Annotated in this window: 18 protein-coding genes and 1 pseudogene; 11 read left to right on the top strand and 8 right to left on the bottom strand. The window is 73.5% G+C overall.

The features are described from left to right. Positions 1-72: 72 nt before the first annotated feature. Together ACN265_RS31485 and ACN265_RS31480 are read right to left on the bottom strand one after the other, a co-directional pair. On the bottom strand, positions 73-753 hold the full coding sequence (locus tag ACN265_RS31485; RefSeq protein WP_421410977.1) for a prepilin peptidase: 681 nt from the start codon (positions 751-753) through the stop codon (positions 73-75). A 97-nt stretch (positions 754-850) separates the two neighbouring features. Continuing rightward, the gene (locus ACN265_RS31480; RefSeq protein ID WP_421410976.1) at positions 851-1,825 is read right to left on the bottom strand and encodes an EamA family transporter; all 975 of its coding nucleotides are present in this window, start codon (positions 1,823-1,825) and stop codon (positions 851-853) included. A gap of 76 nt (positions 1,826-1,901) precedes the next feature. Here ACN265_RS31480 and ACN265_RS31475 point away from each other — a divergent pair, with 76 nt between their 5' ends. The 3 genes from ACN265_RS31475 (at position 1,902) to ACN265_RS31465 (ending at position 6,367) form a co-directional block, all read left to right on the top strand. Beyond that, positions 1,902-2,570: an LppU/SCO3897 family protein gene (locus tag ACN265_RS31475; RefSeq protein ID WP_204925481.1), complete on the top strand. Its 669-nt coding sequence runs from the start codon at positions 1,902-1,904 to the stop codon at positions 2,568-2,570. Positions 2,571-4,527: 1,957 nt separating this feature from the next. Further along, complete coding sequence (locus tag ACN265_RS31470; protein ID WP_204925642.1) at positions 4,528-4,974, top strand: LppU/SCO3897 family protein; 447 nt, start codon at positions 4,528-4,530, stop codon at positions 4,972-4,974. Between the two features lie 148 nt (positions 4,975-5,122). Beyond that, positions 5,123-6,367, top strand: coding sequence for an AAA family ATPase (locus ACN265_RS31465; protein ID WP_420116300.1), 1,245 nt, complete (start codon positions 5,123-5,125; stop codon positions 6,365-6,367). Positions 6,368-6,436: 69 nt separating this feature from the next. Here ACN265_RS31465 and ACN265_RS31460 read toward each other — a convergent pair whose 3' ends face one another. Further along, a complete protein-coding gene (locus ACN265_RS31460; RefSeq protein WP_357924746.1) occupies positions 6,437-6,982 on the bottom strand; it encodes a GNAT family N-acetyltransferase in 546 nt (181 codons plus the stop codon). A gap of 200 nt (positions 6,983-7,182) precedes the next feature. Between ACN265_RS31460 and ACN265_RS31455 the strand changes: the two genes are divergently transcribed. Then, complete coding sequence (locus tag ACN265_RS31455) at positions 7,183-7,728, top strand: DoxX family protein (RefSeq protein ID WP_088643621.1); 546 nt, start codon at positions 7,183-7,185, stop codon at positions 7,726-7,728. A gap of 204 nt (positions 7,729-7,932) precedes the next feature. Then, complete coding sequence (locus ACN265_RS31450; RefSeq protein ID WP_204925484.1) at positions 7,933-9,369, top strand: glycosyltransferase 87 family protein; 1,437 nt, start codon at positions 7,933-7,935, stop codon at positions 9,367-9,369. A gap of 66 nt (positions 9,370-9,435) precedes the next feature. Here ACN265_RS31450 and ACN265_RS31445 read toward each other — a convergent pair whose 3' ends face one another. From ACN265_RS31445 to moaC, 4 genes are all read right to left on the bottom strand, one after another. Beyond that, a complete protein-coding gene (locus tag ACN265_RS31445; RefSeq protein ID WP_357925747.1) occupies positions 9,436-9,867 on the bottom strand; it encodes a molybdenum cofactor biosynthesis protein MoaE in 432 nt (143 codons plus the stop codon). Beyond that, positions 9,864-11,123, bottom strand: a complete 1,260-nt coding sequence (locus tag ACN265_RS31440; protein WP_421410973.1) for a molybdopterin molybdotransferase MoeA — start codon at positions 11,121-11,123, stop codon at positions 9,864-9,866. Before ACN265_RS31440 ends, ACN265_RS31445 begins: the two co-directional genes overlap by 4 nt. 78 nt (positions 11,124-11,201) lie before the next feature. Then, entirely contained in the window at positions 11,202-11,672 is a 471-nt protein-coding gene (locus ACN265_RS31435; RefSeq protein WP_421410971.1) for a MogA/MoaB family molybdenum cofactor biosynthesis protein, read from the bottom strand. Next, the gene (moaC, locus tag ACN265_RS31430; RefSeq protein ID WP_204925488.1) at positions 11,669-12,160 is read right to left on the bottom strand and encodes a cyclic pyranopterin monophosphate synthase MoaC; all 492 of its coding nucleotides are present in this window, start codon (positions 12,158-12,160) and stop codon (positions 11,669-11,671) included. Before moaC ends, ACN265_RS31435 begins: the two co-directional genes overlap by 4 nt. Before the next feature lie 686 nt (positions 12,161-12,846). On the opposite strand from moaC, the gene ACN265_RS31425 reads away from it, so the two are divergent. From ACN265_RS31425 to ACN265_RS31405, 5 genes and pseudogenes are all read left to right on the top strand, one after another. Then, on the top strand, positions 12,847-15,375 hold the full coding sequence (locus ACN265_RS31425; RefSeq protein WP_204925489.1) for a putative bifunctional diguanylate cyclase/phosphodiesterase: 2,529 nt from the start codon (positions 12,847-12,849) through the stop codon (positions 15,373-15,375). Continuing rightward, positions 15,372-16,658, top strand: a pseudogene (locus tag ACN265_RS31420) (glycosyltransferase 87 family protein); the annotation flags it as partial. The gene ACN265_RS31425 and the pseudogene ACN265_RS31420, both read left to right, overlap by 4 nt. 27 nt (positions 16,659-16,685) lie before the next feature. Further along, complete coding sequence (locus ACN265_RS31415) at positions 16,686-17,318, top strand: phosphoribosyltransferase (RefSeq protein WP_421411712.1); 633 nt, start codon at positions 16,686-16,688, stop codon at positions 17,316-17,318. A gap of 29 nt (positions 17,319-17,347) precedes the next feature. Next, positions 17,348-17,773: a zf-TFIIB domain-containing protein gene (locus ACN265_RS31410; RefSeq protein WP_357924757.1), complete on the top strand. Its 426-nt coding sequence runs from the start codon at positions 17,348-17,350 to the stop codon at positions 17,771-17,773. Between the two features lie 136 nt (positions 17,774-17,909). Next, complete coding sequence (locus ACN265_RS31405; RefSeq protein WP_421410969.1) at positions 17,910-18,593, top strand: maleylpyruvate isomerase N-terminal domain-containing protein; 684 nt, start codon at positions 17,910-17,912, stop codon at positions 18,591-18,593. A gap of 21 nt (positions 18,594-18,614) precedes the next feature. Here the strand turns inward: ACN265_RS31405 and ACN265_RS31400 are convergent, their stop codons facing one another. After that, positions 18,615-22,211, bottom strand: coding sequence for a replicative DNA helicase (locus ACN265_RS31400; RefSeq protein ID WP_421411710.1), 3,597 nt, complete (start codon positions 22,209-22,211; stop codon positions 18,615-18,617). A 406-nt stretch (positions 22,212-22,617) separates the two neighbouring features. Here ACN265_RS31400 and ACN265_RS31395 point away from each other — a divergent pair, with 406 nt between their 5' ends. Then, the gene (locus ACN265_RS31395) at positions 22,618-24,294 is read left to right on the top strand and encodes a hypothetical protein (RefSeq protein WP_421410967.1); all 1,677 of its coding nucleotides are present in this window, start codon (positions 22,618-22,620) and stop codon (positions 24,292-24,294) included. The last annotated feature ends 66 nt before the right edge of the window (positions 24,295-24,360 follow it).

The following is a 24,360-nucleotide window of genomic DNA, read 5'->3' as shown; positions in this document are numbered from 1 at the left end:
TCCGCCCGCGCTGATACCGCTCGATGCGTGACGTTGCTGCCCGCCGGGCCGCCCGCTCACCCGGCGGGCCGGTCAGGCGAGGAGGACGGCGAGCCAGACGCCGGTGAGCAGGGCCGGGCCGAACGGCAGGGCGGTGTCCCGGCGTACCCGGCCGGCGACCAGCAACGCCAGCACCAGCACCCCGTTGAGCAGGTGCGGCAGCAGCAGACCGAGCCAGAGGGTGGGCCAGCCCAGCCAGCCCAACGGCAGGCCGAGCACCGCCGCCAGTTTCACGTCACCGAAGCCGAGCCGGGACCGGGGCAGCAGCGCCAGCACCACGTACAGGAGGAAGGAGAGCGCGGCACCGGCCAGCGCGAGCGCCAGACGGCCGGGAGTGCCGGCGGCGACGGCGGCCACGGTCAGTGCGGTGCCGCCGCCGAGCGCTGCCGCACCGACCAGCGGGTCAGGCAGGCGGAGGCTGGTCAGATCCACCACCGCCAGCACCACCCCCACCGTCGCCACCAGCAGAAACGCCGGCAGTGCCGGCTCCGGGCCACGCACGGCGACCAACCCGCCGCAGACCACCACCCCCACCACGACCGGAGGAGCGCCGTGCCCGGGTTCCCCGGCCGGTGGGGGAGCGGCCTGCCCGGCCCGCGACGGTCGCAGGGGCGCGGACGGTGGGAAGGCGCGGGCGACGCGGGGTGCGGCGAGGCCCGCCAGCGCACCGAGCGCCGCCGCCGCAGTCACCAGGCCGATCGACGCCCCGGTCATCGTGGCTCCCGGCGGCCGGTCGCCGGGCTCCGCACGGCCGGCGACAGACCGGGCAGCGGGCTCGGGGTCGGCGGGCCGAGGGGCACGGCCGTCGACGTTACCGGCGGGACGGCTCCGGGACCGCCCCGTCGACCACCGGTCGGCGGGGCCGCTCGGTGGTCACCACCAGCGCCACACCTGCCACGATCACCGCGCCGCCGAGCAGCACCTGACCGGTCACCGGCTCGGCGACCAGCAGCGCGCCGAGCGCCACCGCCACCACCGGATTGACGTACGCGTAGGTGGCGGCCAGCGAGATGGGGGCGTTCGCCAGCAACCAGACGTACGCGGTGAAGGCCACCAGCGACCCGGCCACCAGCAGATACGTCAGCGCCAGCCAGGACCGGGTGGTCACCTGCCCCGGGGAGAACCCGCGCAGTTCGCCCCGGGCCAGCGACAGCACGGACAGGGCCACCGCCCCGGCGACCATCTCGTAGACGGTGGCGACGAACGGATCGGCGGGCATCCGCAGCCGGTTGGACAGGAACGATCCCACCGACCAGCAGACCGCCCCCGCGACCACGGTCAACGCCCCGACCAGCGGCACCGCACCGGACCCGCCCCGGGGGAGCACCAGCAGCACCAGCCCGAGGAAGCCCAGCGTCACCCCGGCGAACGTCCACCCCGGCGGACGGTCCCCGGTGACCGTACGGAGCAGGACCACCAGCAGCGGAACGGTCGCCACCAGCAGCGCGGCGATCCCCGACGGTACCGCCACCCCGGACGGACCGGACTCGGCGAGCACCACCAGACCGTTGCCTCCGGCCAGGAGCAGCACCCCGACCAGCGCGGCGGAACCGAGCTGCCGGCGGTCGACCCGCAGCGCGCCCCTGCCGCGTCGCAGCCGCAGCACGACCGCCAGCACCAGCGCGGCACCGCCGAACCGGGCGGCGGCCGACCCGAGCGGCGGCATCGACTCCACCACGACCCGGATACCGAGGTACGTGGAACCCCACAACACGTAGACGAGAATCAGTGCCGTCCAGATCAGGGCTGGCCGGGCGGGTGTCGCGGCCGAGGGAGATGAGGTCATCGCAGGACCACGCTACGGTGACCACGTCGGTGGCGTCTTCCGGATAACCGGCATCTCGGCACGCGGGAGGACGGGCATGGCGAACTACGGACCACCGGGGGGTTCCCCGGAACCGTGGGGTGGGCGACGCCCGGACGACCGCTGGAGCCGTCCCGCACCGGAGCAGCCCCCGGCCGTGCCGTCCCAGCCGTCCGGGCACCCGTCGTACGATCCCTCGTACCGGCAGCCGGAGGCGTACGGTTCGACGGATCCGTACGCGGTCAGCGGGCCGGCGGCGTACCCGGATGCTCCGACGCCGGGGCGCGGTCGTGGGCCGCTGGTCGCGGTGCTGGTCGTGCTCGCGGTGCTGGTCGTCGGCGGTGGCATCCTGTGGTACCTGCTGGGTGACGACGACGGATCACCGTCGACGACCGGGGCCGTCCTGCCGACGACACCTGTCGAGCCCGACGGGGCGAACTCCGCTCCGGCAGCCACCACTGCCGCCCCCGCCTCGTCGGCCGACCCCCGGTTCGTCAAGGCGGGCCAGTGCGTCCGCAACGAGGGCCCGGCCGGTGGCAAGCCCAAACTGCTGATCACCGCGTGCGCTCCGAAGACCTATGAGGTGCTCCGCCGTTTCGACGGAGCGACCAGTGGTGAAAGGGACGCCGAGGCGAAGTGCGGCGTGGTGGAGGGCTACACCAACTGGTACTTCTTCGACAGCGAGCTGGACACCCTCGACTTCGTCCTCTGCCTGAAGCAGCGCTGAGCCCACCCCTGGAGAGAGATTGTCAACCTTCGGCCCACCCGACTCCGGCCGTCCCGACAAGGAACACCGGCCCACGGCTTCCGAGTCCGAGCCACCCACCGAGCCCTTCGACTCCGAGCCGCCCACCGCGCCGATCTCCCCGGAACCAGCGACGGAACCCATCGACCGGTCCGACCCCGAGCCGCCGACCGCCCCGCTCTCCCCGGAACCAGCAACGGAACCGATCGACCGGTCCGAGCCGGAGCCGCCGACCGCACCCCTCGCCCGGTCCGAGTCCGCGACCGGGGGAGTCCCGTCTGACGCGGACGCGCCGACGGCGTCGATCCCGGCGGAGCCGGACGATGCGCCGACGGCTCCCCTCGCCCACGACCAGGACGAGGCCCCCACCGCGCCGACCACCCCGGTCCCGTCGACCGCCGACGAGACGCCGACCGCACCGATCTCGTCGCCTCCCCCGCACCCGGCCGACGAACCGCCGACCGCACCCGTCGCGGCCGACCTCGACGACCAGCCGACCGCGCTCATCACGGGCGACTCCAGCGAGCAGCCGACCGCGCCTCTGTCCGCAGGGCCGGCGGGGCACGTCCCGACCGCCCAGGACGACGAGCCGACAGTTGTGTCGACCGGACCGGTCGCCGGCTCGGCGGGCGAACCAGACACCGCCCCGGTCGAGGCGGCGACCGAGCCGCTCCGGGCACAGGACCCGGAGCCACCGACCGTGCCCGTGTCACGGGAGGCGGACGAGCCGGCCACGGCACCCGTTCCGGCGGTGGAGGAACCCCCGACCTCCCCGCTGGCCGCGTCCCCGCCGGAACCGCCGACCGCACCGATCTACGCCACCGCAGCGGAACCGCCGACCACGGCGATGCCGGCAACCCCACCGGAGCCCTCCACCGCGCCCCTCTCCGCCACCGCGCCGGAGCCGGCAACCACGCCGATCTACGCCGCCGCACCGGAACCGCCGACCACGGCGATGCCGGCGACCCCGCCGGAACCGCCGACCGCACCCCTCTCCGCCGCTACGCCGGAGCCGGCAACCGCGCCGATGGCGGCGACCCCGCCGGAGCCGCCGACCGCGCCGATCTGGTCCGGTACGGACGACGCACCGACCACGGCGCTGCGCAGCGAGCCGCCGACGGCCCCCGTGACCGGTGATGCGGAAACCACCGCGATCGCCACGTCACCGGAACCGCCGACCACCCGACTGCCGGTGTCGGGAGCGGCCCAGCCGGCCCCGCCACCACCGGCCGGCGGCTACTCCCCGACCACGCAGATGCCCGCGTCGACCGGCGGGTACTCCCCGACCACGCAGATGCCGGCATCGGAGGCTCCCCAGCCCCCACCCACGTCGGCAGCGGGGTACCCGCCACCACCCACGTCAGGGGCTAGCTACCCACCGCCTCCCACCTCGGGGGCGGGCTACCCGCCGCCGGACACGTATCTGCCGCCGACCGGTCAGCCGGCGGCGTCCACTGAGGCCGGTTACCCGCCGCCGGGGCCGTTCCCGCCCGCCGGGCCGACAGCAGCGCCGGCAGCGGGCGCGTTCGCCGCACCGGCGTCGCCCCCACCGACCGGCTACCCCGGCCAGTCGGTACCACCGCCGTCCTCCGGATTCCCCGGAGCCGCCGCACCCACATCCGGCTACCCCGGCCAGGCCGCACCACCGCCGTCGTCCGGATTCCCCGGAGCCGCCGCACCCACGTCCGGCTACCCCGGCCAGTCGGTACCACCGCCATCCTCCGGATTCCCCGGGGCTGCGGCCCCCACGTCCGGCTATCCCGGCCAGTCGGTACCACCGCCGTCCTCCGGATTCCCCGGGGCTGCGGCCCCCACGTCCGGCTATCCCGGTCAGGCTGCGCCCGGCTTCCCGGGACAGCAGCCGCCGGGCTTCCCGGGGCAGCCCGGGCCGGGGTATCCGCCCCCGCCACCGGCGAAGGGGCGGGGCGGCCGGATCGCACTGATCCTCGGGCTGGTGGTGGTCCTGCTGCTCTGCGCGTGCCTCGGGGTGGGCGGCTGGTTCTTCCTGGCCGCAAAGGACGGCGACGAGCCGGCGACCCCGACGGGCAGCTCCGCCACTCCCACCGAGGACGGGCCGACGCAGGCCACCCCGACGGACGCGCCGGAGCCGACCGGGGAACCGACGACGGCCGAGCCGACCCCCACGCCGACCAGGGCGGCACAGATCGTCCGGGGCGACTGCGTGGTCAACGACGGTACGGCCAGCGACGCCGAGCTGCGCAAGGTGCCGTGCGGCCCGAACACCTACGAGGTGCTGCTGCGCATTCCCGCGTCCACGAACGGGGAGCGGTGCCGGTCGTTGGCGCCGGAGTCGAACGCCAACTACGTGCACGACAACTCGGTCGACCTCTTCGACTACGTGCTCTGCCTGCGCAAACGGAGCTGAACAGGAGAATATGGGGCTGTCTAGCGTGGATGCTAGACAGCCCCATATTCGTGTCGAGAGCCGTGGCCGGGGCGGGTCGGCGACACGCCGGTAGCCCCGTCTACGCATCTCTAGTCCGCAGGCTAGAGCGCCCGATACTGTGCGATGCGTGGATCCGGTCCGCAACCCGTACGCCCCGGGCGCCGGTCAGCGCCCGCCCGAACTCGCCGGGCGGGGGCGGGAGCTGGACGTCTTCGACGTGGTGCTGGAACGGATCGCCCGGGGTCGTCCCGAACGCAGCCTGATGCTCACCGGCCTGCGGGGCGTCGGCAAGACGGTGCTGCTCAACACCCTGCGCTCGCAGGCGATCAACCAGCTCTGGGGCACCGGCAAGATCGAGGCCCGGCCGGACCAGTCGCTGCGCCGGCCGATCGCCGCCGCCCTGCACATGGCGGTTCGCGAACTGGCCCCCCGGCACCGCGCACCGGACCGGATCGACGCCTTCCTCGGCGTACTCAAGGCGTTCGCGCAGCGCAGCGTGCCCACCACCGGGCGGGCCGGTGCGGCCCCCCGGCTGCGCGACCGCTGGCAGCCCGGCATCGACGTGCCGGCCAGCAGCGGCCGGGCCGACTCCGGTGACATCGAGATCGACCTGGTGGAGCTGCTCACCGACGCGGCGGCGGTCGCCGGCGACGTGGGCACCGGCATCGCCGTCTTCATCGACGAGATGCAGGATCTCGGCGCGGAGGACATCTCGGCGCTCTGCGCCGCCTGCCACGAGCTGTCGCAGCTCGGCGCGCCGCTGATCGTGGTGGGCGCGGGTCTGCCGCACCTGCCGGCGGTGCTCAGCGCCGCCAAGTCGTACTCGGAGCGGCTGTTCCGCTACCTGCGGATCGACCGGCTGGACCGGATCGCCGCCGACCAGGCACTGTGCGCGCCGGCCGAGCGGGAGCAGGTGGAGTACGAGCAGAAGGCCCTCGACCTGCTCTACGAGTCGTCCGGCGGCTACCCGTACTTCGTCCAGGCGTACGGGAAGGCGACCTGGGACCACGCGCCCCGCTCCCCGATCACCGACGCGGACGTGCGGGTCGCCGCCCCGGAGGCGGAGGCGGAGCTGGCGGTCGGTTTCTTCGGTTCCCGGTTCGAGCGGGCCACCCCTGCCGAACGCGAGTACATGCGGGCGATGGCCACCCTGTCCCAGGTGGCCGGGGAGGCCGACGGCGGTGGTCGGGACGACATGGACGCGGCGGTGCCGACGGCCGAGATCGCCCGCGCGTTGGGCCGCAAGCCGGCCAGCCTCTCCCCGGCCCGGGACGCGCTGATCAAGAAGGGGCTGATCTACTCCGGGGAGCGCGGCACGGTCGCCTTCACCGTCCCGCACTTCGGCCGCTACCTGCGCACCCAGCCGGCCTGAACGGCCGGGCGGCCAGGCCAGCCCCGCTGTCCGCGCGCCCGGCCGCCGAAAGGCCGGGGGCGCGGCGGCTCAGACGCGGGACCAGGGGGGCGGGAAGACCACCTCGCCGCGTGGTGGTGGCGGCGCGTCGCTGACCTCCGGCGGCAGGACGAGTGCCTGCCACGGCTCCCCCAGCCCCGACCAGGGACTGACCAGCCCCATCCGGTCGGCCCGGGTGAAGCCGAAGCGCCTGTAGTACGCCGGGTCGCCGAGCACCACCACCAGCCGTTCGCCCAGCTCGGTGGCGGCTTCCAAGGCGGCCTGCACCACCGCCGTGCCGTGCCCGACCCGTTGCCGGTGCGGGGCGACCGCCACCGGCCCGAGCACCAGCGCCGGGACGCGGACCCGGTCGGCCTCGACCTGTACCCGGGTGAGCAGCGCGTACCCGACCACCTCGCCGCCGTACTCGGCGACCATCGCCAGTTCCGGCAGCCACGCCGCGCTGCCGCGCAGGTCGTCGACGAGCGCGACCTCACCGGGGGTGGTGCGGTCGGGGCGGGCGAAGGCGGCGGCCAGCACCCGGCGGACCGGGCCGGCGTCGGCCGGGCCCTCGGGGCGCAGCCGAAGGGTCGTCACCCGCGCGACGTTACCGGTCGGAGCCCGTCCATCAGCGACGGTCGCTCCATTCGGCGTGGCGTACCTCCTCCGCCTGCCGGTATGCACGGCCGCCGGCCCGGGGCGGGGGTCGACGCACCGATGCGGACCGTCGACACGCGGACCGCCGCGGATCGGCCATTGCCCGGATAGCGGGGCGTCAAACGGGGTATGACTGAGCCATGAAACCCGTGCGCTCCCTCGCCCGTGTCATGTTGAGCGGCATCTTCGTGGTCAGTGGCGCCCGCAACTTTCAGCACCCCCACCGGCTCGTCCCGGCGGCCAAGCCGGTCACCGACCGGGTCACGCCGCTGATCCAGCAGGTCGCGCCGCAGCTCCCCACCGACACCGAGACGTTGATCAGGGCCAACGCCGCCGTGCAGTTCACCGCCGGTCTGATGCTGGCCACCGGGAAGTTCACCCGGCCGGCCGCGCTGGTCCTGGCCGGTACGCTGGTGCCCACCACCGCCGCCGGTCACCCGTTCTGGAGCAACGACGATCAGGCGACCCGGAACAACAACCAGGTGCACTTCCTGAAGAACCTCGGGCTCTTCGGTGGTCTGCTGCTCGCCGCCGCCGACACCGAGGGCAGGCCGGGTCTGCGCTGGCGGGCCGGCCACCGCATCGGCCACTCCCGACGCTCGGTGGGGCGCGCGGTGCGCACCGCCCGGCGGGAGGCCCGGATCGCCGTACGGTCGGCCGCCGCCGCCCGTCGGCTTCCCGGCTGACCTGCATCGATTCGGCCATCACCCCCCGCAAGGCCACGAATTACCTGAACCACCCGACACCCGTTAACGCGGTGGAAATGTCAAAAACTGGTGTGGGATCGGACACGGTCGGATAACGCGGGAGGCAGCAACGTGAGGCGCCGTTCTAGGCTCCCTACCGGACCTGGACGGGTAGGACGACCTTGGTACGGGGGTGGCCACGCCATGCCGACAACCGTCGGTAGACGTGCGGACCGCCTCGCCCCGGTGCGTCGCGCAACGCGTGGGATCGATCGTAGGACAGTCGTACGGACCGGCATCGTGGCCGCCGTCGCCTATGCCGCATGGCTCGCCATCGGTGCTTTCGGGCGGCCGTACAACTTCTTCGACATGAAGATCTACCACGGCGCGGTGGTGTGGTGGGCGAGCGGGCACGAGTTGTACGAGTTCATCGCGCCCACCACCACGCTGGGTTTCACCTACCCTCCCTTCGCCGCGCTGGCCATGCTGCCGATGGCGGGGCTGCCGATCGAGGTGGCCGGGTGGATCAACGCAGCCGGCAGCATCGCCGCCCTCGCGGTGGTCCTCGCCGCGCTGCTGCGTCCGATAGTCGACCGGCTCGGTTGGCCACTCTGGTTCACCGTGGCCATCGCCACGCCGATGGCCACCGCCATCGAACCGGTCCGGGAGACCCTGGGGTACGGCCAGGTCAACCTGCTCCTGTTCGCGTTGATCATGGCGGATCTGGTGGGCCTGCGCTGGCGTTCCCGGCGCGGCACCCACGGGCGCGACACCGACGGCCCGTTCCTGCGGCTGTTCTACAGCGGGTCCTGGGCCGGGGTCGGCATCGGCCTGGCCACCGCCGTCAAGCTCACCCCGGCGCTGTTCATCGCCTACCTGCTGATCACCAGGCAGTGGCGGGTCGCCGCCACCGCCGTCGGCACCACCATCGGCGTCACCCTGGGCAGTTTCGCCCTGGTCGGCACCGAGTCGCGGGCCTACTTCGGCGGCGTGCTGTGGCAGACCGAACGGGTCGGGGCCGCCGACATGACGCCCAACCAGTCGCTGGCCGGCCTGCTGGCCCGGCTCTACGACTCGATCGAGACGCCCGGCCTGCTCTGGCTGGCGTTCTCGGTGCTGATCCTGGCCGTCGGGCTGTCCCGGGCCGCCAACGCCCGCGCCGATGGCGACGAGTTGACCGCGTTCACCCTGGTCGGGCTGACCGCCAATGTGATCAGCCCGATCTCCTGGTCGCACCACCTGGTCTGGGTCATCCCGGCGATCGTCGTACTCGCCGACGCCGCCGTGCGCCGCCGCGAGGCGAGCCGGGGGTTGTCGCTGCGCACCGGCCAGCCGGCGTTCGGCGGGCCGCCCGGGGTGAACGGGCTGCGCCCGCCGATCTGGTACCCGACGCTGACCGGGCTGCGGCACGGCGTGGCCGCGCTCGGGTTGTACCTGCTCTTCCTGATCTCACCGATCTGGCCGTACGAGCACAAGCTCCCCGAGGTGTCGCACTACCAGAACGGCCTGTTCGGCGCGCTAATGGAGAACTCGCTCGCGCTGGCGCTGATCGTGCTGGTCGCCGCCCTGCCCTGGCGGCCCGGTGCCGAGCCCGCCTTCTACGCCGACCGGCCGGCCCGCGCCACCTCCGGCCGCCGCTGACCCCGCCCGTCCCGCTCCACCACGGACAGCCTGCCCCGGCCGGCCCGGCGACTCCCGACGGCGGGCTCAGGGGCAGTTGACCCACTCCTCGGTGCCGTCGGCGAAGACCTGCCGCTTCCAGATCGGCAGTCGCGCCTTCACCTCGTCGACCAGCCGGGCGCAGGCCGCGAAGGCCGCCGCCCGGTGTGCCGTGCTCACCGCCGCCACCAGCGCCACGTCTCCGATGTCGAGCCGGCCGATCCGGTGCGACACGGCCACCGCGTAGACGTCGGGGTCGGCGGCGATCTCGGCGGCCACCGCGCGCAGCGTCTCGACGGCGCTCGGGTGGCCCTCGTACTCCAGCAGGGTCACCGGTCGGCCGTGGTCGTGGTCGCGGACCACGCCCTGGAAGGAGACCACCGCGCCGGCCCGCCGGTCGGCCACCGCCGCCTCGTGCGCGGCCAGGTCCAGCGGCTGGTCGGTGACCGCGAGCAGGGCCGTCGTCGGGCCGGCCGTCACCACGTACGCTCCCCGGGCAGCAACGGCAGCGGTACGACCGGCACCCGGGCCCCGACCTCGCCGGAGGTGCCCGGCCGGATCACCGCGAACCCGTCCGCGCCGGCGAGCCCGCGCAGCATCGCCGACCCGACGTGGCGGACCGGGTGGGCGGTGCCGGCGGCCCGGTCCAGCCGGACCAGCGCCAGGTGGGTGTAGTCCCCCCGACCGGGCACCGGCCCGGCGAGGGTGGCCTGGGGCAGCGCCGGCAGCGCACGGCCCTGGAGCCCGGCGAGCAGCGGTGCGACCAGCGACACCAGGGCGACGATCGCGGACTGCGGGTTGCCCGGCAGCCCGGCCACGAAACGCACCCGCCCGTCGGCGTCGACCAGCCGGGCCAGCAGCATCGGGAAGCCGGGCCGCACGGCGACCGTGTTCACCACGTGGTCGGCCCCCAGCGCCTCCAGCGCGGGGTGCAGGTGGTCGACCGGGCCGTGCATGGTGCCGCCGGTGGTGCAGACCAGGTCGGCCCCGGCGAGCGCGCCGCGCAGGGCGGCCACGTGGGCGGGGAGGGTGTCCGCCACCGGGCCGACCACGTCGGAGGGCCGCACCTGGCAGCCGTAGCGGCGCAGCCAGGACGGCACGGCGGGGCCGAGCGCGTCGCGGACCCGGCCCGCCCCGGGCGGACCGGCGGTGAGCAGTTCGTCGCCGAAGACCAGCAGCGCGGCGCGCGGTTGGCGGCGCACCGTGAGCTGGTCGTGCCCGCAGGAGGCGGCCAGCCCGATCAGCGCAGGGTCGACCGGGGTGCCGGCCGGCAGCAGTTCCTCACCGGCCACCGCCTCCTCGCCCGGCTCCCGCCACTCCGGGTTCGGGCGTGGCGTGCCGGTCACCCGGCCGTCCGGGGTACGCCGCGAGTCCTCGATCCGCAGGATGGCGGTCGTCCCGGTGGGGACCATCGCGCCGGTGGCGATCTCCACGGTGGTGCCGTCGGCGGCCAGCCCGGCCGGGGTCTGCCCGGCGAGCACCCGTCCCACGACGTCCCACGGGCCGGCCCCGCGTACCGCCCAGCCGTCGACGCTGGAGGTGGGGAAGGCAGGCAGGTCGGTCCGGGTGGTCAACGGCGCGGCCAGGGTGTACCCGTCGGCGTCGGCCAGTGCCCGCTGGACCGGGGGCAGGGCGGCGGCGAGGCCGACCGCGTACACCCGGGAACGGGCCTCCTCCCAGCCGGCCGGCGGCGGCGCGGCGACCTGGGCCGCGGCGGCGGCGGTTTCCGTGCTCACCGGGGGCCTCCGTTCGGACGGTACGCGGCGCTCCGCGTACACCCCCGCGAGCCTATCGCCGCCACGCCGGGCGTGCGGTCAGTGGTCGCCGCCGCGCAACTGGTCGACCGCGTGGCCGAGGACCGGCCCGAGCACGGCCAGCCCGTCCTTCGCGCCGCCCCGCGAGCCGGGCAGGTTGACCACGAGCATCCGGCCCAGCACCCCGGCGACCCCCCGGGACAACGCCGAGGTCGGCACCCGGTCCCGGCTGTACGCGCGGATCGCCTCGGCGATGCCGGGGATCTCGTGGTCGAGCAGCGCCCGGGTCACCTCGGGCGTCCGGTCGGTCGGGTTGATGCCGGTGCCGCCGCTGGTCAGCACCACGTCGATCCCGTCGGCGTGGGCGGCGCGCAGGGCCTCGCCGACCGGTTCGCCGTCGGGCACCACCACCGGTTCGTCGACCTGGCAGCCCAGCTCGCGCAGGCCGGCGACGAGCAGCGGCCCGCTGGTGTCGGCGTACACCCCGGCGGCGGCCCGGTTGGACGCCACGACGACCCGGGCCCGGATCACGGCCGGTCCTGCGGGCGGACCCACTCGCCGGTCTTGCCGCCGGACTTGCTCAGCACCCGCACGCCGTCCACGGCGGCGGCCGGGTCGACCGCCTTGACCATGTCGATCAGGGCCAGACCGGCGACGGCGACGGCGGTCAGGGCCTCCATCTCCACCCCTGTCCGGTCGGCGGTGCGGGCGGTGGCGGTGATCTCGACGGTGTCGTCGGTCAGTTCGAGGTCGACGGTGACGCCGTGCAGGGCGATCGGGTGGCACAGCGGGATCAGGTCGGGGGTGCGCTTGGCGCCCATGATTCCGGCGAGCCGGCCGACGGCCAGCGCGTCGCCCTTGGGCAGCCCGTCGCGGCGCAGCAGCTCCACCACCTCGACGGTGGTGCGCAGCCGCCCGGCGGCCACGGCGATCCGGCCGGACACCGGCTTGGCGGAGACGTCGACCATGCGGGCCGCCCCCGCGGCGTCGACGTGGCTGAGCTGCGCGGGATCGGTCACGTCCGCGAGCCTAGCGGTGTGCTCCGTTCCGGGGGTACGTCCGGGCGTGACGGCGACCCGGGAACCGGAGTGCCGGGCGCGCGGGGACGATTCGTGATCGGTGGTTCATCGTCGATTTCATCGGCCGCCACTAATAGGTTCTCGTGTCGACGGTAGAGCGGGAAACACCATCACGCGCGAGATCGTCACACCTGAGAAACCCTCCGTCGCGTCGTGGCCGCGAATCGCCACCGGGCCACTTCGCCCACGTTGGCACCACCGCGCCGAGACGACTACGCTGCGTTCCACAATCGGGTGATCTGTCGCACTCACCTAGCCGGTCACCTCGACGTACGGCAAACGGCCCCTCTCGCCCGATGTCGCGAAGCCGCCGTCTGCACCATTATCTAGCGTTAACGAGAACCGTCGGGAGCGCTCAGCACTCCGTTTCCCCGCGGAAACGGAAAGTCACCAAGGTGCACTCAATTCTCACCTATCGCTCATAGTTACATTTATACCTCCAAAAACGGCCTAACCGCCCTTAGGCTGTCCCCTGTCAGATCCCGACCGCAAGGGTCGGCGACAACGATCAGGGGAGGGCGAACGCGATGTCCGCACACGAGTGGCTCTGAACGATTGTGGTGGCGGCGTGACCCCACGTAGCCTTGGCCTCTGCTCAGCGACACGGAGTGGTTGTCGAGGACACGGTGGCACGACCGGACGAAGGCAAGACGGAGGCCGAGCGGCAGCTGACGCTGCACGTCGGCCTCGTCTGCGTGGTGGCCACCGCAGCGGCGGTCGTCGCCCTCTACCAACTGGTCCACCTCGACCTCACCGGCGGCGACCTCACCCGGTCCGTCGCGCTGGCCTTCATGGCCGCGCTCAGCGTCCGGATCAACTGGCAGATCCGCATCCGGGCCACCGTCCACGCGGTCTCCTGGAGCGAGACGGCGATCGTCCTCGGGCTGGCCGTCGCACCGGCGCCCCTGGTCGTCCTCACCACCGGGACGGGCGTCGCGATCGCCCTGCTGTCCATGAAGCGCGGACCGCTGAAGACCACCTTCGGCATCGCCAAGAGCATGCTGCTGGCGGCCGCAGGCGGCGTCGCGCTGCACACCCTCGGCTGGTCGCCGCAGGACACCGACCTGCCGAACGCCATCGGCATGATCGGGCTCGCCTACGTCGTCGCCGTGGTCCTCGACGAACTGCTCACCCTGCCCGTCATCGCGATGGCCACCGGCACCCCGCTGCCCCGGCTCTTCTCCGACGACCTCGGCCTACGCCTCACCAGCGCGCTGGCCCGCTTCGTCCTGATCGCCGTCACCCTGGCCATCCTCCAGGCCGACCCCCGGCTCCTGCTCGCCGTGCCACCCCTGGTGCTCAGCCTGCACCTGCTCTACTCCAACCAGGTCAAGTCCCGCACCGAGCAACAGGCCTGGCAACGGCTGGCCCGCACCACCGACGCGCTCAACGTGGTCGACCTGGACAAGGTCCTCACCACCGCCGTCACCCAGGCCACCGAACTCTTCTCCGCCGACGAGGTCGAGATCGAGCTGCGCGACGCCGGCCGCACCGTCCGGGGCGCGAGCGGCACGATCACCTACGACGGCCCGTCCGGCACCCCGAGTGAGATCGAGGGAACCGTCCTACCCGCCCGCCTCGAAGGCCACGACCGCACCGTCGACGTCGGGATGCTGCGGCTGCGGTTCCGAGGACCGGTCCGGCTCAACGAACGCGAGCAGTACACCCTGCGCACCTTCGCCTCCGCGTTGTGCACGGCCGTCCGCAACGCCCAGGCGTACGCCGAACTCGCCCGGGTCGCCGCCGAACACGCCCACGCCGCCAGCCACGACGCACTCACCGGCCTGGCCAACCGCCGGCAACTGCTCGACCGGGGCACCGAACAGCTCGGCACCCGGCACGCCGAGGGGGTGACCGCCCTCGTCCTGATCGACCTCAACCACTTCAAGGAGGTCAACGACACCCTCGGCCACGCCGCCGGTGACCAGGTGCTGATGCGGGTCGCCGACCGGCTGCGCGCCGCCGCCCGCGACGAGGACCTGGTCGCCCGCCTCGGCGGCGACGAGTTCGCCGTCCTGATGCGCAACCTGCCCGCCCCCGCCATCGCCGCCCACCGGGCCGAGACCCTGCTCGGCGCCCTGCACGAACCGATCGACGTGGACGGCATGCGGATCAGCGTGGAGGCCAGCGGCGGCATCGCGGCGGCCCCCGCCACCGGCGGCATGCCCGAACTGCTGCGCCGCGCCGACGTCGCCATGTACCAGGCCAAGCGGGCCGGCCAACGGATCGCCACGTACGCCCCCACCCGGGACACCGCCGACCTGCGCCGGCTCACCCTCGGCGGTGAACTGCCCCGCGCGGTGGCCGACCACGAGTTCACCGTCAACTTCCAGCCCATCGTCGACCTCGGCACCGGAGAGGTGACCGGAGCCGAGGCGCTGGCCCGCTGGCACCACCCCCGACACGGGGTCATCGACCCGCTGCGCTTCATCGAGGCGGTGGAACGCTCCGGCATGCTCCCCGCGTTCGCCGAGGCCATCCTCGACCAGGCGCTCGTCGCCGCCGTCGGCTGGCGAACCGCCGGCTTCGACCTGCCCGTCTCGGTCAACGTCTCACCCCGCAGCCTGCTCGACGCCCGGTTCCCCGGCGCGGTGCTGGCCCGGCTCCAGGCCCACGACTTCCCCCCGGACCGGCTCGTCCTGGAGCTGACCGAGACACTCACCCTCAGCCAACTCGACGTGGTCGACCGGGTGCTCAACCGGCTGCGCGACTCCGGCATCCGGCTCGCCCTGGACGACTTCGGCACCGGCTACTCGTCGCTCTCCCTGCTCTCCCGCATCCCCGTACACGAACTGAAGATCGACCGCAGCTTCGTCACCGCGATGGAGAGTTCGGCCGAAGCAGCAGCGGTCATCCGCTCCACCCTCGACCTCGGCCGCAGTCTCGACCTGGCCGTCGTCGCCGAGGGCGTGGAGAGCGAACCACAGCGCCGGGCCCTGTGGTCGCTCGGCTGCGCCGCCGGCCAGGGACACCTGTTCGCCCGCCCCCTGCCGGCCGGCACGCTCCTCGCCGCACTGCAACGGGGCTCCGGTGGCCGCCCCGGGAGTCTCGCCACCCCCCTGCACGACACCGGCGCGGTCATCCGACTCAGCACCCCCGGCCGCCGCCAGCCCGCCCGGAACCGTTCGACGGGTCTGCCACACTTGCCGGCGTGACCGCCGCCGACCGTGCCGCCCGCCACCTGCGGGCCGTCGACACCGCAGCCGGTGGACTCGCCCTCGACCTCGGTCTCTACCTGGTCTCCGCGATCTTCGCGGCCGTCACCGCCGCCACCTCCACCCTGCCACCGCACCGGGCCTGGGGTGGCGTCGCCGCCGTCGGCTACCTCGCCGCGACGATCCTGGTCGCCGCCCAGTTCCTCCTCCGTCGCCACCGACCCGGGCTGGCCGGCACCACCACCCGCGCCGTGGTCACCGGCCTCGCCTGGGCCGGCACCGCCCTGCTCCCGCTGATCATGCAGGCCGGGCAGCGGGCCGCCGGGCGCACCGACCGGGCCCAGGAGGAGGTGGTGGTGGTCGAGCAGGCCGGCATCCGACTCGCCGAGCACGGCACCCCCTACCTCGGGCCGGACGCCATCGCCGCGCTGCCCGCCGACGAACGGCTGCTCGGCTACACCCCATACCAGCCGGGAATGGCGCTGTTCGGGCTGCCCCGGGCCGCCGCCGACACCTGGTGGACCGACTCCCGCGTCTGGTTCGCGCTGGTCACCGCCGCAGCCCTGGCATGGGCCGTGGTCGCGCTGCGCCGTCCCGCCCCGACCACCGGCGGACGGGCCGGGGCACCGGCGGTGCTGCGCGGCGTGCAGGCGGCGACCGTCCTGCCGATCTGCGCGCTCACCCTCGCCACCGGCGGCGACGACCTGCCCGTACTCGCGCTCTGCCTGCTGGCGCTGGCGTTCGCCGCCACCGGCCGGCCCGGCGGGGCCGGGCTGGCGGTGGGGCTGGCCGGCGCGTTGAAACTGTTCGCCTGGCCGGTCGCGCTGGTCCTCATCTTCTGGGGGGTGACCCGACGGGCCGGGCTGCGGGTGGCGGCCGGCGCGCTCGGGCTGCCCGTCCTCGCCCTGCTCCCCGCCCTGCTGGTCGACCGGGACGCGCTGGTGGAGAACGTGCTGCGCTTCCCGCTCGGCCACGGCCAGGTCACCAGCCCCGCCCAGTCCCCGTTCCCCGGCCACCTGATCGCCACCGCCCTGCCCGGCGGCCGGGTCGTCGCCGCCGTGCTGCTCGTCGCCGTCGGCGCCGCGATCGCCGTCCGGCTCGTCCGCCGCCCGCCCCGCACCGCCGCCGCCACCGCACTGGTCTGCGGGTACGGTCTGCTCGCCGCGATCCTGCTGATGCCGACCACCCGCTTCGGCTACCTGCTCTACCCGATCGCCCTGCTGACCTGGGCCCCCGCCCTCACCACCCGCCCGGCACCGGTTCCGCCGAGTTCCCGACGCACCCTGCCCACAGGGCGTAGACCTGAGGACATGAGCAGCTACCGCGACCGCGTCGACGCCGGCCGTCGGCTCGCCGAACGACTCACCGCCCTGGCCGGTCGACCCGACGTCGTCGTGCTGGGCCTGGTCCGCGGCGGGGTACCGGTGGCCCGGGTCGTCGCCGACCGGCTCGGCGTACCGCTCGACGTGCTGGTGGTCCGCAAGCTCGGCCTGCCCGGGGCACCCGAGGTGGCCTTCGGCGCGCTCGGCCCCGGTGGGGTCCGGGTCCTCAACGACCAGGTCGCCGCCCCGCTCGACCCGGCCGACCGCGCCGAGGTGCAACACCGTGAACAGGCCGAACTCGACCGTCGGGAGGCCCGTTACCGGCACGGTCGACCCCCGCTCGACCTGACCGGACGTACCGCCCTGATCGTCGACGACGGGCTGGCCACCGGCGCCACCGCCCGCGCCGCCGTGCAGGTCGCCCGGCAGCTCGGCGCCCGGCGGGTCGTGGTCGCGGTGCCGGTCGGCGCACAGCAGGCGTACGAGATGCTCGCCGCCGAGGCCGACGAGGTGATCTGCCCGCAGCACCCGGCCGGCTTCACCGCGGTCAGCGCCTACTACGACGACTTCCACGAGGTCGACGACGACGAGGTGATCTCGGCGCTGATCACCACCGCCTGAATGCTGCGCCGACCGGGTACCGTCGAACGATGCAGCTCACCTGTCCCAAGTGTCACGGAGATATGCGCCAGTACGAGCGCAGCGGAGTCGTCATCGACCAGTGCGGCGAGTGCCGGGGGATCTTCCTGGACCGCGGCGAACTCGAAAAGCTGTTCGAGGCCGAGGCGAACTGGAACCAGCAGCGCAGTGGGGCCGCGCCCGGGCAGCCGGGGGCCGCTCCCGGTCAGCAGCACGTCCAGGCGCCGGGCGGATATCCGCCGCCGCCTCCACCGCCGCCCGCCCCGAGCCACCAGCCGGGCTACGGTGCCGTGCCGCCGCCCCCGCCGCCGCCGGGCTACCCGCCGCAGCCCGCGTACGGCGGCCACGGTGGCTACGGCCACCCGCAGCACCACGGCTACCACGGCCACTACAAGCGCAAGAAGCACAAGGGTTTCCTCGACGAGATGTTCGGCTGACCGGTTCCGTCGACGGCCGGGCCGGGTCCTCCCGCGCCCGGCCCGGTCCCGTCACCGCCATCGGCCGCACGGGGTTCCGGCCGGTGGTTTCCGGGTCCGGATGCCGGAGCATGCCGGTCGTGCGACGCTGCACGGCATGACGTTCGTCCGGCAGCACACCGCGTTGGCGCAGGCCTACGACGGCATCACCCGGGTGGTCGCCGACCTCGACGACGACGCCCTGCAACGCCCCACCCGGTGTCGCGGCTGGGTGGTCGCCGACCTGCTCTTCCACCTGCTCGGCGACGCCCAACGGGCGCTGGTCACGCTGGCCAGCCCCGCCGACGGGCCGGCCGACACCGACGACGTCAGCTACTGGCGGTCGTTCCCGGCGGATGCCGATCCCGACGCGACGGCCCGGCACGCGTGGTGGGTCCGCCGCTCGGCCGCCGCCTTCGACCGGCCCACCGGTGTGGTCCGGATCTGGGCGGACACCGCCCCGGCCGCCGTACGCGCGGCGGGTGCCGCCGACCCGGCGGGTTGCGTCACCACCCAGGGACACCTGCTGCGGGTGCCCGACTTCCTGGCCACGCTGACCACCGAGGCCGTCGTGCACCACCTCGACCTGGTGCCCGACCTGCCCGGTGCGCCGCCACCCGGAGCGCTGGCCGTCGAGGTCGCGGTCGCCACCATGGACGGGCTGCTCAGCGACGACGCCGTCCGGCCCGCCGACTGGGACGACCTGACGTACCTGGGCAAGGCCACCGGCCGGGAGCCGCTGACCGACCGGGACCGGGTGGCGTTGGGCGAGACCGCCGGCTGGTTCCCGCTACTCGGCTGAGTCGCCGGCCCCGGCGTCGGGTCAGACGATCGCCATGTCGACGAAGCGGGACAGGTGCAGCTGGGCCGCCACCGTGATCGAGTCGGTAGGCCCATTTCTGTGCTTGGCAACAATGAAATCCGCTTCCCCAGCGCGCGGCGACTCCTTGTCGTAATAGTCGTCGCGGTGCAACAGGATGACGACGTCCGCGTCCTGCTCGATCGAGTTGTGGGTGGCGATCCCGTTGGCGACGAAATTGTGGGTGCCGAGTACCGTCGCGTCGAAGACGTCCTGCTCGCCGAGCGACTCGATCGAGGTGATCTCGTCCCAGAAGATGTCGTTGGTGGCGTGCAGTTCGAGGTCGGCGGCGTCGAGTACCGAGGCGATCTTCGCCAGTCGGGATCGGCTCGGTGCGCGCTTCCACAGCGCGCTGCCGCAGAATTGCGTACCTATTGCCCGGGCGAACTCGCGGTGGCTGATGCCCCGCTCCACCAGGACGTCCCGAACCCGGCTCCACACCTCGGTCGGCACCGTGTCGACGTTGGTGTTGCTCACCACCGTCTCCAACACGGTGAGCAGCGCTTCACAGGCAGCCGCACGCTCGCCGTGCACCCCGATCTCCCGCAGGAACCGCAGTTGGTCGTCCCGGCCCGAGATGTCGAGGGTGTACTGGGGACGGTGGTCAGCTACCGGAACGACTTTGAGGCGTGCGGTGATGCCGTACCGCAGGAGGAGCCGGGAGATGTCCTCAAGCATTCTGCGACTGGTGGAGGAGAAGTAGACACGTCCGCCCCTACCCGACTTGTTGACATGGACCGAGCCGTCGGTCGACCACAGGTGGCGCAGGAATAGCGTGACCTGTTCCTTGGGCAGACTGAAGATCGCCTGCGGAATGAACTTCTCGTGCGAACGCAGCCCGAAGAGCCCCAGCCCGTCGAGCCATTCTGCGATCGGATTACGCCGTCCACGGGCCAGTCGGTACGGTGCGGGCAGCCGGAGTGTCGTGACCCGGGCGGCCTCGTACTCGTCCCGTACGGCGCTGATTCCGAAGTGCTTCGCGGCCTCGGCCACTGCCACCAGGTTTTCCTCGTCCCTGCTGGCGTACCGGATCGGCTGGCGTCTGACGAACGAACCGTCACCAAGCAGGTGCGCGAGCAGTACCACCTCCGCCTCCACCCACGGCCGGATCGCCAGCGGCGGGGGCAGGTGTCTCGGCGTAGCCAGCCGCGCTCCGACAGCCAGCTCACCGAGCGGCACCCATCCGGCGAAGGTGAGGAAAGGGTGGTTCGCCGTCGCGTCGATCTGCTTCCCCGACGCGAGGGTCAGCCGGAACACCTCGCGCCGACCGCTGGGGAAGACGTGCGTCATGGTCCGGGGCGAGTACCGCAGATTCTCGTCGAGCGCCCAGACCGGGATTTCCCTCGTCCCGGCCTCCAGGAGCTCGCCCATGGTGACTTCCGCGTTGGTGTCGGCCCGGATCAGTCGGGTCTCCGCGGTCAGACAGCCCGACTCCCGCAGGTCGGACAACTGAGGTCGCTTGTCGGTGCGTTGCTCGGGACCACGGTTGAGCTGGCTGACCGCGATCACCGGGCACTCGACCTCCTTGGCCAGCAGCTTCAGGCCACGGGACAGGTCCGCGACCTCCTGCTGACGGCTCTCGGTGCGCTTCGGTGAGGTCATCAGCTGGAGGTAGTCGACGACGATCATCTTGAGGTCGTGCTTCTGCTTGAGCCGCCGCGCCTTCGCCCGGATCTCCATCAGGTTCATGCTCGGGGTGTCGTCCACGAACAGCGGCGCCTCGCTGATCTCGCCCATGCAGCGGGCCAGCTTGGTCCAGTCGTCGTCGGAGAGCTGACCGCTGCGCAGTACGTGCAGCGGGACGCGCGCCTCGGCCGAGAGGAGCCGCATGACGATCTCGACCTTGCTCATTTCCAGCGAGAAGATGGCGGCGGCCTGGTTGGCCCGGATCGCCGCGTTACGGGCGAAGTCCATGCTGGCCGTGCTGTTGTGGGTGGGGATCATCGACCGGCCGGCCAGGTAGAGGTGGTCCGGGTTGTCGACGGTCACGCACCGCACCGGCACGCTGGCCACCGGCCGGACGTCCACCACGTACCGCACAGCCGGGTCGGTGCGCAGGCGGACGGCCTCGGCGGATGCCCTGGGCTCCCGGCGGAAGACGGCGTCCGGGGTGGCGAAGGCGACCGTGTACGTCGTCCCGGTCCGGCCGAGTGCCGGCTGCTCGGTCAGCGTGCACCGGTAGCCGAGACCCACCACGAGTTCCCGTACGTCGCCGGCGAGCCGCCGCGAGACCGAGGTGTACCGGTGCTCGCCGGTCGGGGTGAGGGTGCCGGCGGTGTCCATCAGCCCGGCGAGCAGCGCCCGACGTTGCGCCTCGGAGCCGCGCAGGTAGTCGCGGGGGATGTGCTTGTCCGCGAGGACACCGATCTCCCGCAGCGTCGTCAGGAAGGACGCGGCCAGGTGCCCCGGGTCGGCCCGGCCGTCGCCGAGCCAGCCGCCCAGGCCGTACGGGGGGATGGGCACCGCCCGTTCGGGCAGTTGCAGGGGGGCGCAGGTGGCGATGGCGTGTCGGGGGCGTCCCTCCGGTCCGGTACGCAGCGTCGCCGCGATCTGTGCCGTGGTGAGCACGCCGTCCTCGGCCTCGGCAGGGCCCTGGGCCGCCTCGGCCGGCGTGCCGCCCGCCGGGGCGAGGGCCCGCGTCCGGGTGGTGGTCCGCCACAGGTGCCCGGCGTCGGCGACGATCACGCTGCCGTCGGAGAACTCGACCTCGTAGCAGGGTCGCCCGTGCATCACGGCGAAGGCGGCGGTGATGGTGGTCGGCGTGCCGTCCGCGGCGAGCAGCCGGTCGCCGACCTCGACCTCACCCATGGTGGTCCAGCCGTCCGGGGTGGGCAGCGGCGTGTCGAGCGCCAGCGCCTTACCGAGACCGGGGCGGCCGGCCACGATGATGAGCTGTCCCGGGTGCAGGCCGTTGAGCAGCCGGTCCAGGTCGGTGAAGCCGGTCGGCACGCCGGTCATCACGCCGCCCTGCGCGCCGACCGCCTCGATCTCGTCCAGGGTGGGCTGGAGCATGTCGGCGAGCACCGCGAAGTCCTCGCTGACCCGCCGTTCGGTGATCTCGTAGACCGCCTGCTGGGCCAGGTCGACGACGTCGTCGACGTCCCGGCTGCCACCGGCGGCGGTGCCGTAGCCGAGCTGCACGATCCGGGTGCCCGCCTCGACCAGGCGGCGCAGCACGGCGCGTTCTCCGACGATCCGGGCGTAGTAGGAGGCGTTCGCCGCGGTCGGTACGGCCGCCATGCAGGTGTGCAGGTAGGGGGCGCCGCCGACCCGGGCGAGGTCTCCGGAGTCGGCCAGGGCCGCCGCGACGGTGATGCCGTCGGCGGGCTCACCGCGACCGTAGATGTCGAGGATCGCGTCGAAGATGGTGGCGTGGACGGGCCGGTAGAAGTCGGTGGACTTGAGGATCTCGACGACGTCGGCGATGGCGTCCTTGGAGAGCAGCATGCCGCCGAGGACGCACTGCTCGGCGGCGACGTCCTGTGGTGGGGTCTTGTCGAACTGGCCGTCGCGGGGCGGCGGGGCGGACGACTGCCCCGCGACCCGGGGCTCTGCCCGCATGTCGTCGGTGATCGACACGGTTCCCCCTCCACAGCGTCGCGGTTGCCCCGGCGGTACGCCGGCGGTGACACCGTCCGGTCAGGTCGATCGGGGGGCCATCGCGCGACCGGTCGGTGCCCCACGATACGGACCGCGAGGTCAGACCCTCAACCGGCGCGGTGGACGAGCCTCGGGACAACCTGTGGACGCGCGTGGACAACCATGTGCGCAGCGTGTGCACAGCCTGTGGAAAACTGTGGGGGAATTCTGGGCTGTAAAGCTGTGAGCTGCGGGTTCACTATCCACACCCTGTGGACGAATATTTTCCGGTAAGGCTCTTGGGTCGGTCTTCCCGTACTATCTCTGCGAAACGGCTACACCTGGACAGCGGATTGCACTTTCGGTTGAGAAGGGTCACGCTCCGGCCGTGAGTTACCGGGACTGGGAGCGCGGGGAGGGCAGCCCGCGCGCGCGTCAGCCGATCGCCCCGTGGGACGACCTCGGCGACCCGGTTCCGTCGGATTCATATTCCTCGACGGACCGCTACCGTACGCCGAGTCGGCGTCGGGCGGTCGAGCGTGGCCAGCAGGAACCTGTCGACGCCTACCTGCCGCGCTGGGCGGTCGAGTCGGGCATCGCGCACGCCGACGGCCGGGGCCGGCACGCCGCCCCGGACGACGACGAGGACGACACCCGTCGGGCTGCCGGGGTGGGCCGGCGGGCGGCCAGGCGGCGACGGGAGAGCGAGCGCCGGGAGGCGCGGGTGATGGGCGCGGGCCCCGGCTCCGACGACCACACCCGGGAGTGGACCTTCGACCGCCCCCAGCAGGAGCAGGGGTACGTCGGGAGCCGACGGGCGGACGCCGACGAGGGTGAGCCGGTCTCCGGGGCGGCCCCGACGGCCCGTCCACGCCGGGCGTCGTCGCGTCGTCCGGAGGTGATCTGGTCCGGCGGTGACGATTCCGACCTGCCCGTGGAGGCCGTTCCCGAGCAGCCGCCCCGGCGTCGGCGACGCAACACCGACGAGTCGTGGGCCCGGCCCCTGACCGATCCGGCGAGCCGTCCGGCGGCCGACCCGTGGAGCCGGTCGGCCGAGCCGGAACCGGACTACCGCCCCGCGGTGGACCCGTGGGACGCCTCCGGTGTGCACGGTTGGCAGAGTCCCGCCACCGACGACCGGTGGAATCGTCTCGGCGAGTCGTCGCGGTGGGGGCAGAGCGACAGCACCGGCCAGTGGGACCGGTTCACCGACACCGCCCAGTGGGACCGGACGGACGTCGGCCGGTGGGGTCCGGTGAGTACGGACCGTGACGGGCGGGAAGGCCGGGATCCGGGCCGGGTCGACCGTCCGGACCGCGCCGGCGTCGACCCGTGGGACCAGGGTGGGCCCGACCGGCGGGACGCGGGCGACGGGGACCGGTGGGAGCGGTCGGTGCCGCCCCGGTCGTCGCAGCCGGTAACCGGGGAGGGCTGGCCGTGGGGCGAGCAGCCGGAGGGCTTCTGGTCGGGTACCCGCCTGGCGGGCGACGACCCCCGTTGGATGGACCCGCCGACGTCGGCACCCCGGTCACCGGTGGTGGGTTACACAGCGCCGCGCCCCCGGGCGGCTCCGCGCCGTCGGGCCGAGCCGGTGTCCGGGCGGGCGGCGTCGAGGTCCGGGCGGGCGGCGTCGGCGTCCTCGCTGCGGGAGCGGATCGGCTCGGTGGGTGCCGGCTCGTGGAACCGTCGTCTGGAGGACGACCTGCTCGACCCGGACCCGGGTGGTCCGCTGCGTCCGTTGGTCTACACGGCCGCCTGTTACCTGGTGCCGGCGGTGCTGGTGTTCCTGTGGCTGTTGACCCTGGACGGTCAGCCGCCGGCCGGTTGTGTCACGGACATCAGCGGGGGCGGGTGTGAGCCGCCCCGGGCCCACGCGCTGGGTTCGCTGGTCGCGGGTGGCCCCCGGTTCGGTCTGTCGTTGCTGAGCAGCCTGGTGGTGGCGGTGCTGCTGCGCCGGGTCGGGACGACCTGGCGGCCGGCGACGGTGGCGTTGGCGGCGGCGGTGGTCGGTGGTGGCCTGTCCACCGTGATGATCAGCGCGGTCACCGGTCAGCCGATCGGCTGACCGGGCGGTGCTGGGCCCGTGGAGCCTGCCCGGTGGGAAGCGCGTAGTGGCCCGCACCGGATGCCG

The organism is Micromonospora sp. WMMD730 (assembly GCF_049178955.1).
Classification (GTDB): Bacteria; Actinomycetota; Actinomycetes; order Mycobacteriales; family Micromonosporaceae; genus Micromonospora; species Micromonospora wenchangensis.
This window is presented reverse-complemented; position numbering and strand designations above follow the sequence as displayed.

Bases quoted from the DNA above. Each gene is read 5' to 3' on its own strand.
- ACN265_RS31485 (WP_421410977.1), bottom strand. From the start codon at position 753: ATGACCGGGGCGTCGATCGGCCTGGTGACTGCGGCGGCGGCGCTCGGT.
- ACN265_RS31480 (WP_421410976.1), bottom strand. From the start codon at position 1,825: ATGACCTCATCTCCCTCGGCCGCGACACCCGCCCGGCCAGCCCTGATC.
- ACN265_RS31475 (WP_204925481.1), top strand. From the start codon at position 1,902: ATGGCGAACTACGGACCACCGGGGGGTTCCCCGGAACCGTGGGGTGGG.
- ACN265_RS31455 (WP_088643621.1), top strand. From the start codon at position 7,183: ATGAAACCCGTGCGCTCCCTCGCCCGTGTCATGTTGAGCGGCATCTTC.
- ACN265_RS31450 (WP_204925484.1), top strand. From the start codon at position 7,933: ATGCCGACAACCGTCGGTAGACGTGCGGACCGCCTCGCCCCGGTGCGT.
- ACN265_RS31415 (WP_421411712.1), top strand. From the start codon at position 16,686: ATGAGCAGCTACCGCGACCGCGTCGACGCCGGCCGTCGGCTCGCCGAA.
- ACN265_RS31410 (WP_357924757.1), top strand. From the start codon at position 17,348: ATGCAGCTCACCTGTCCCAAGTGTCACGGAGATATGCGCCAGTACGAG.
- ACN265_RS31405 (WP_421410969.1), top strand. From the start codon at position 17,910: ATGACGTTCGTCCGGCAGCACACCGCGTTGGCGCAGGCCTACGACGGC.
- ACN265_RS31400 (WP_421411710.1), bottom strand. From the start codon at position 22,211: ATGCGGGCAGAGCCCCGGGTCGCGGGGCAGTCGTCCGCCCCGCCGCCC.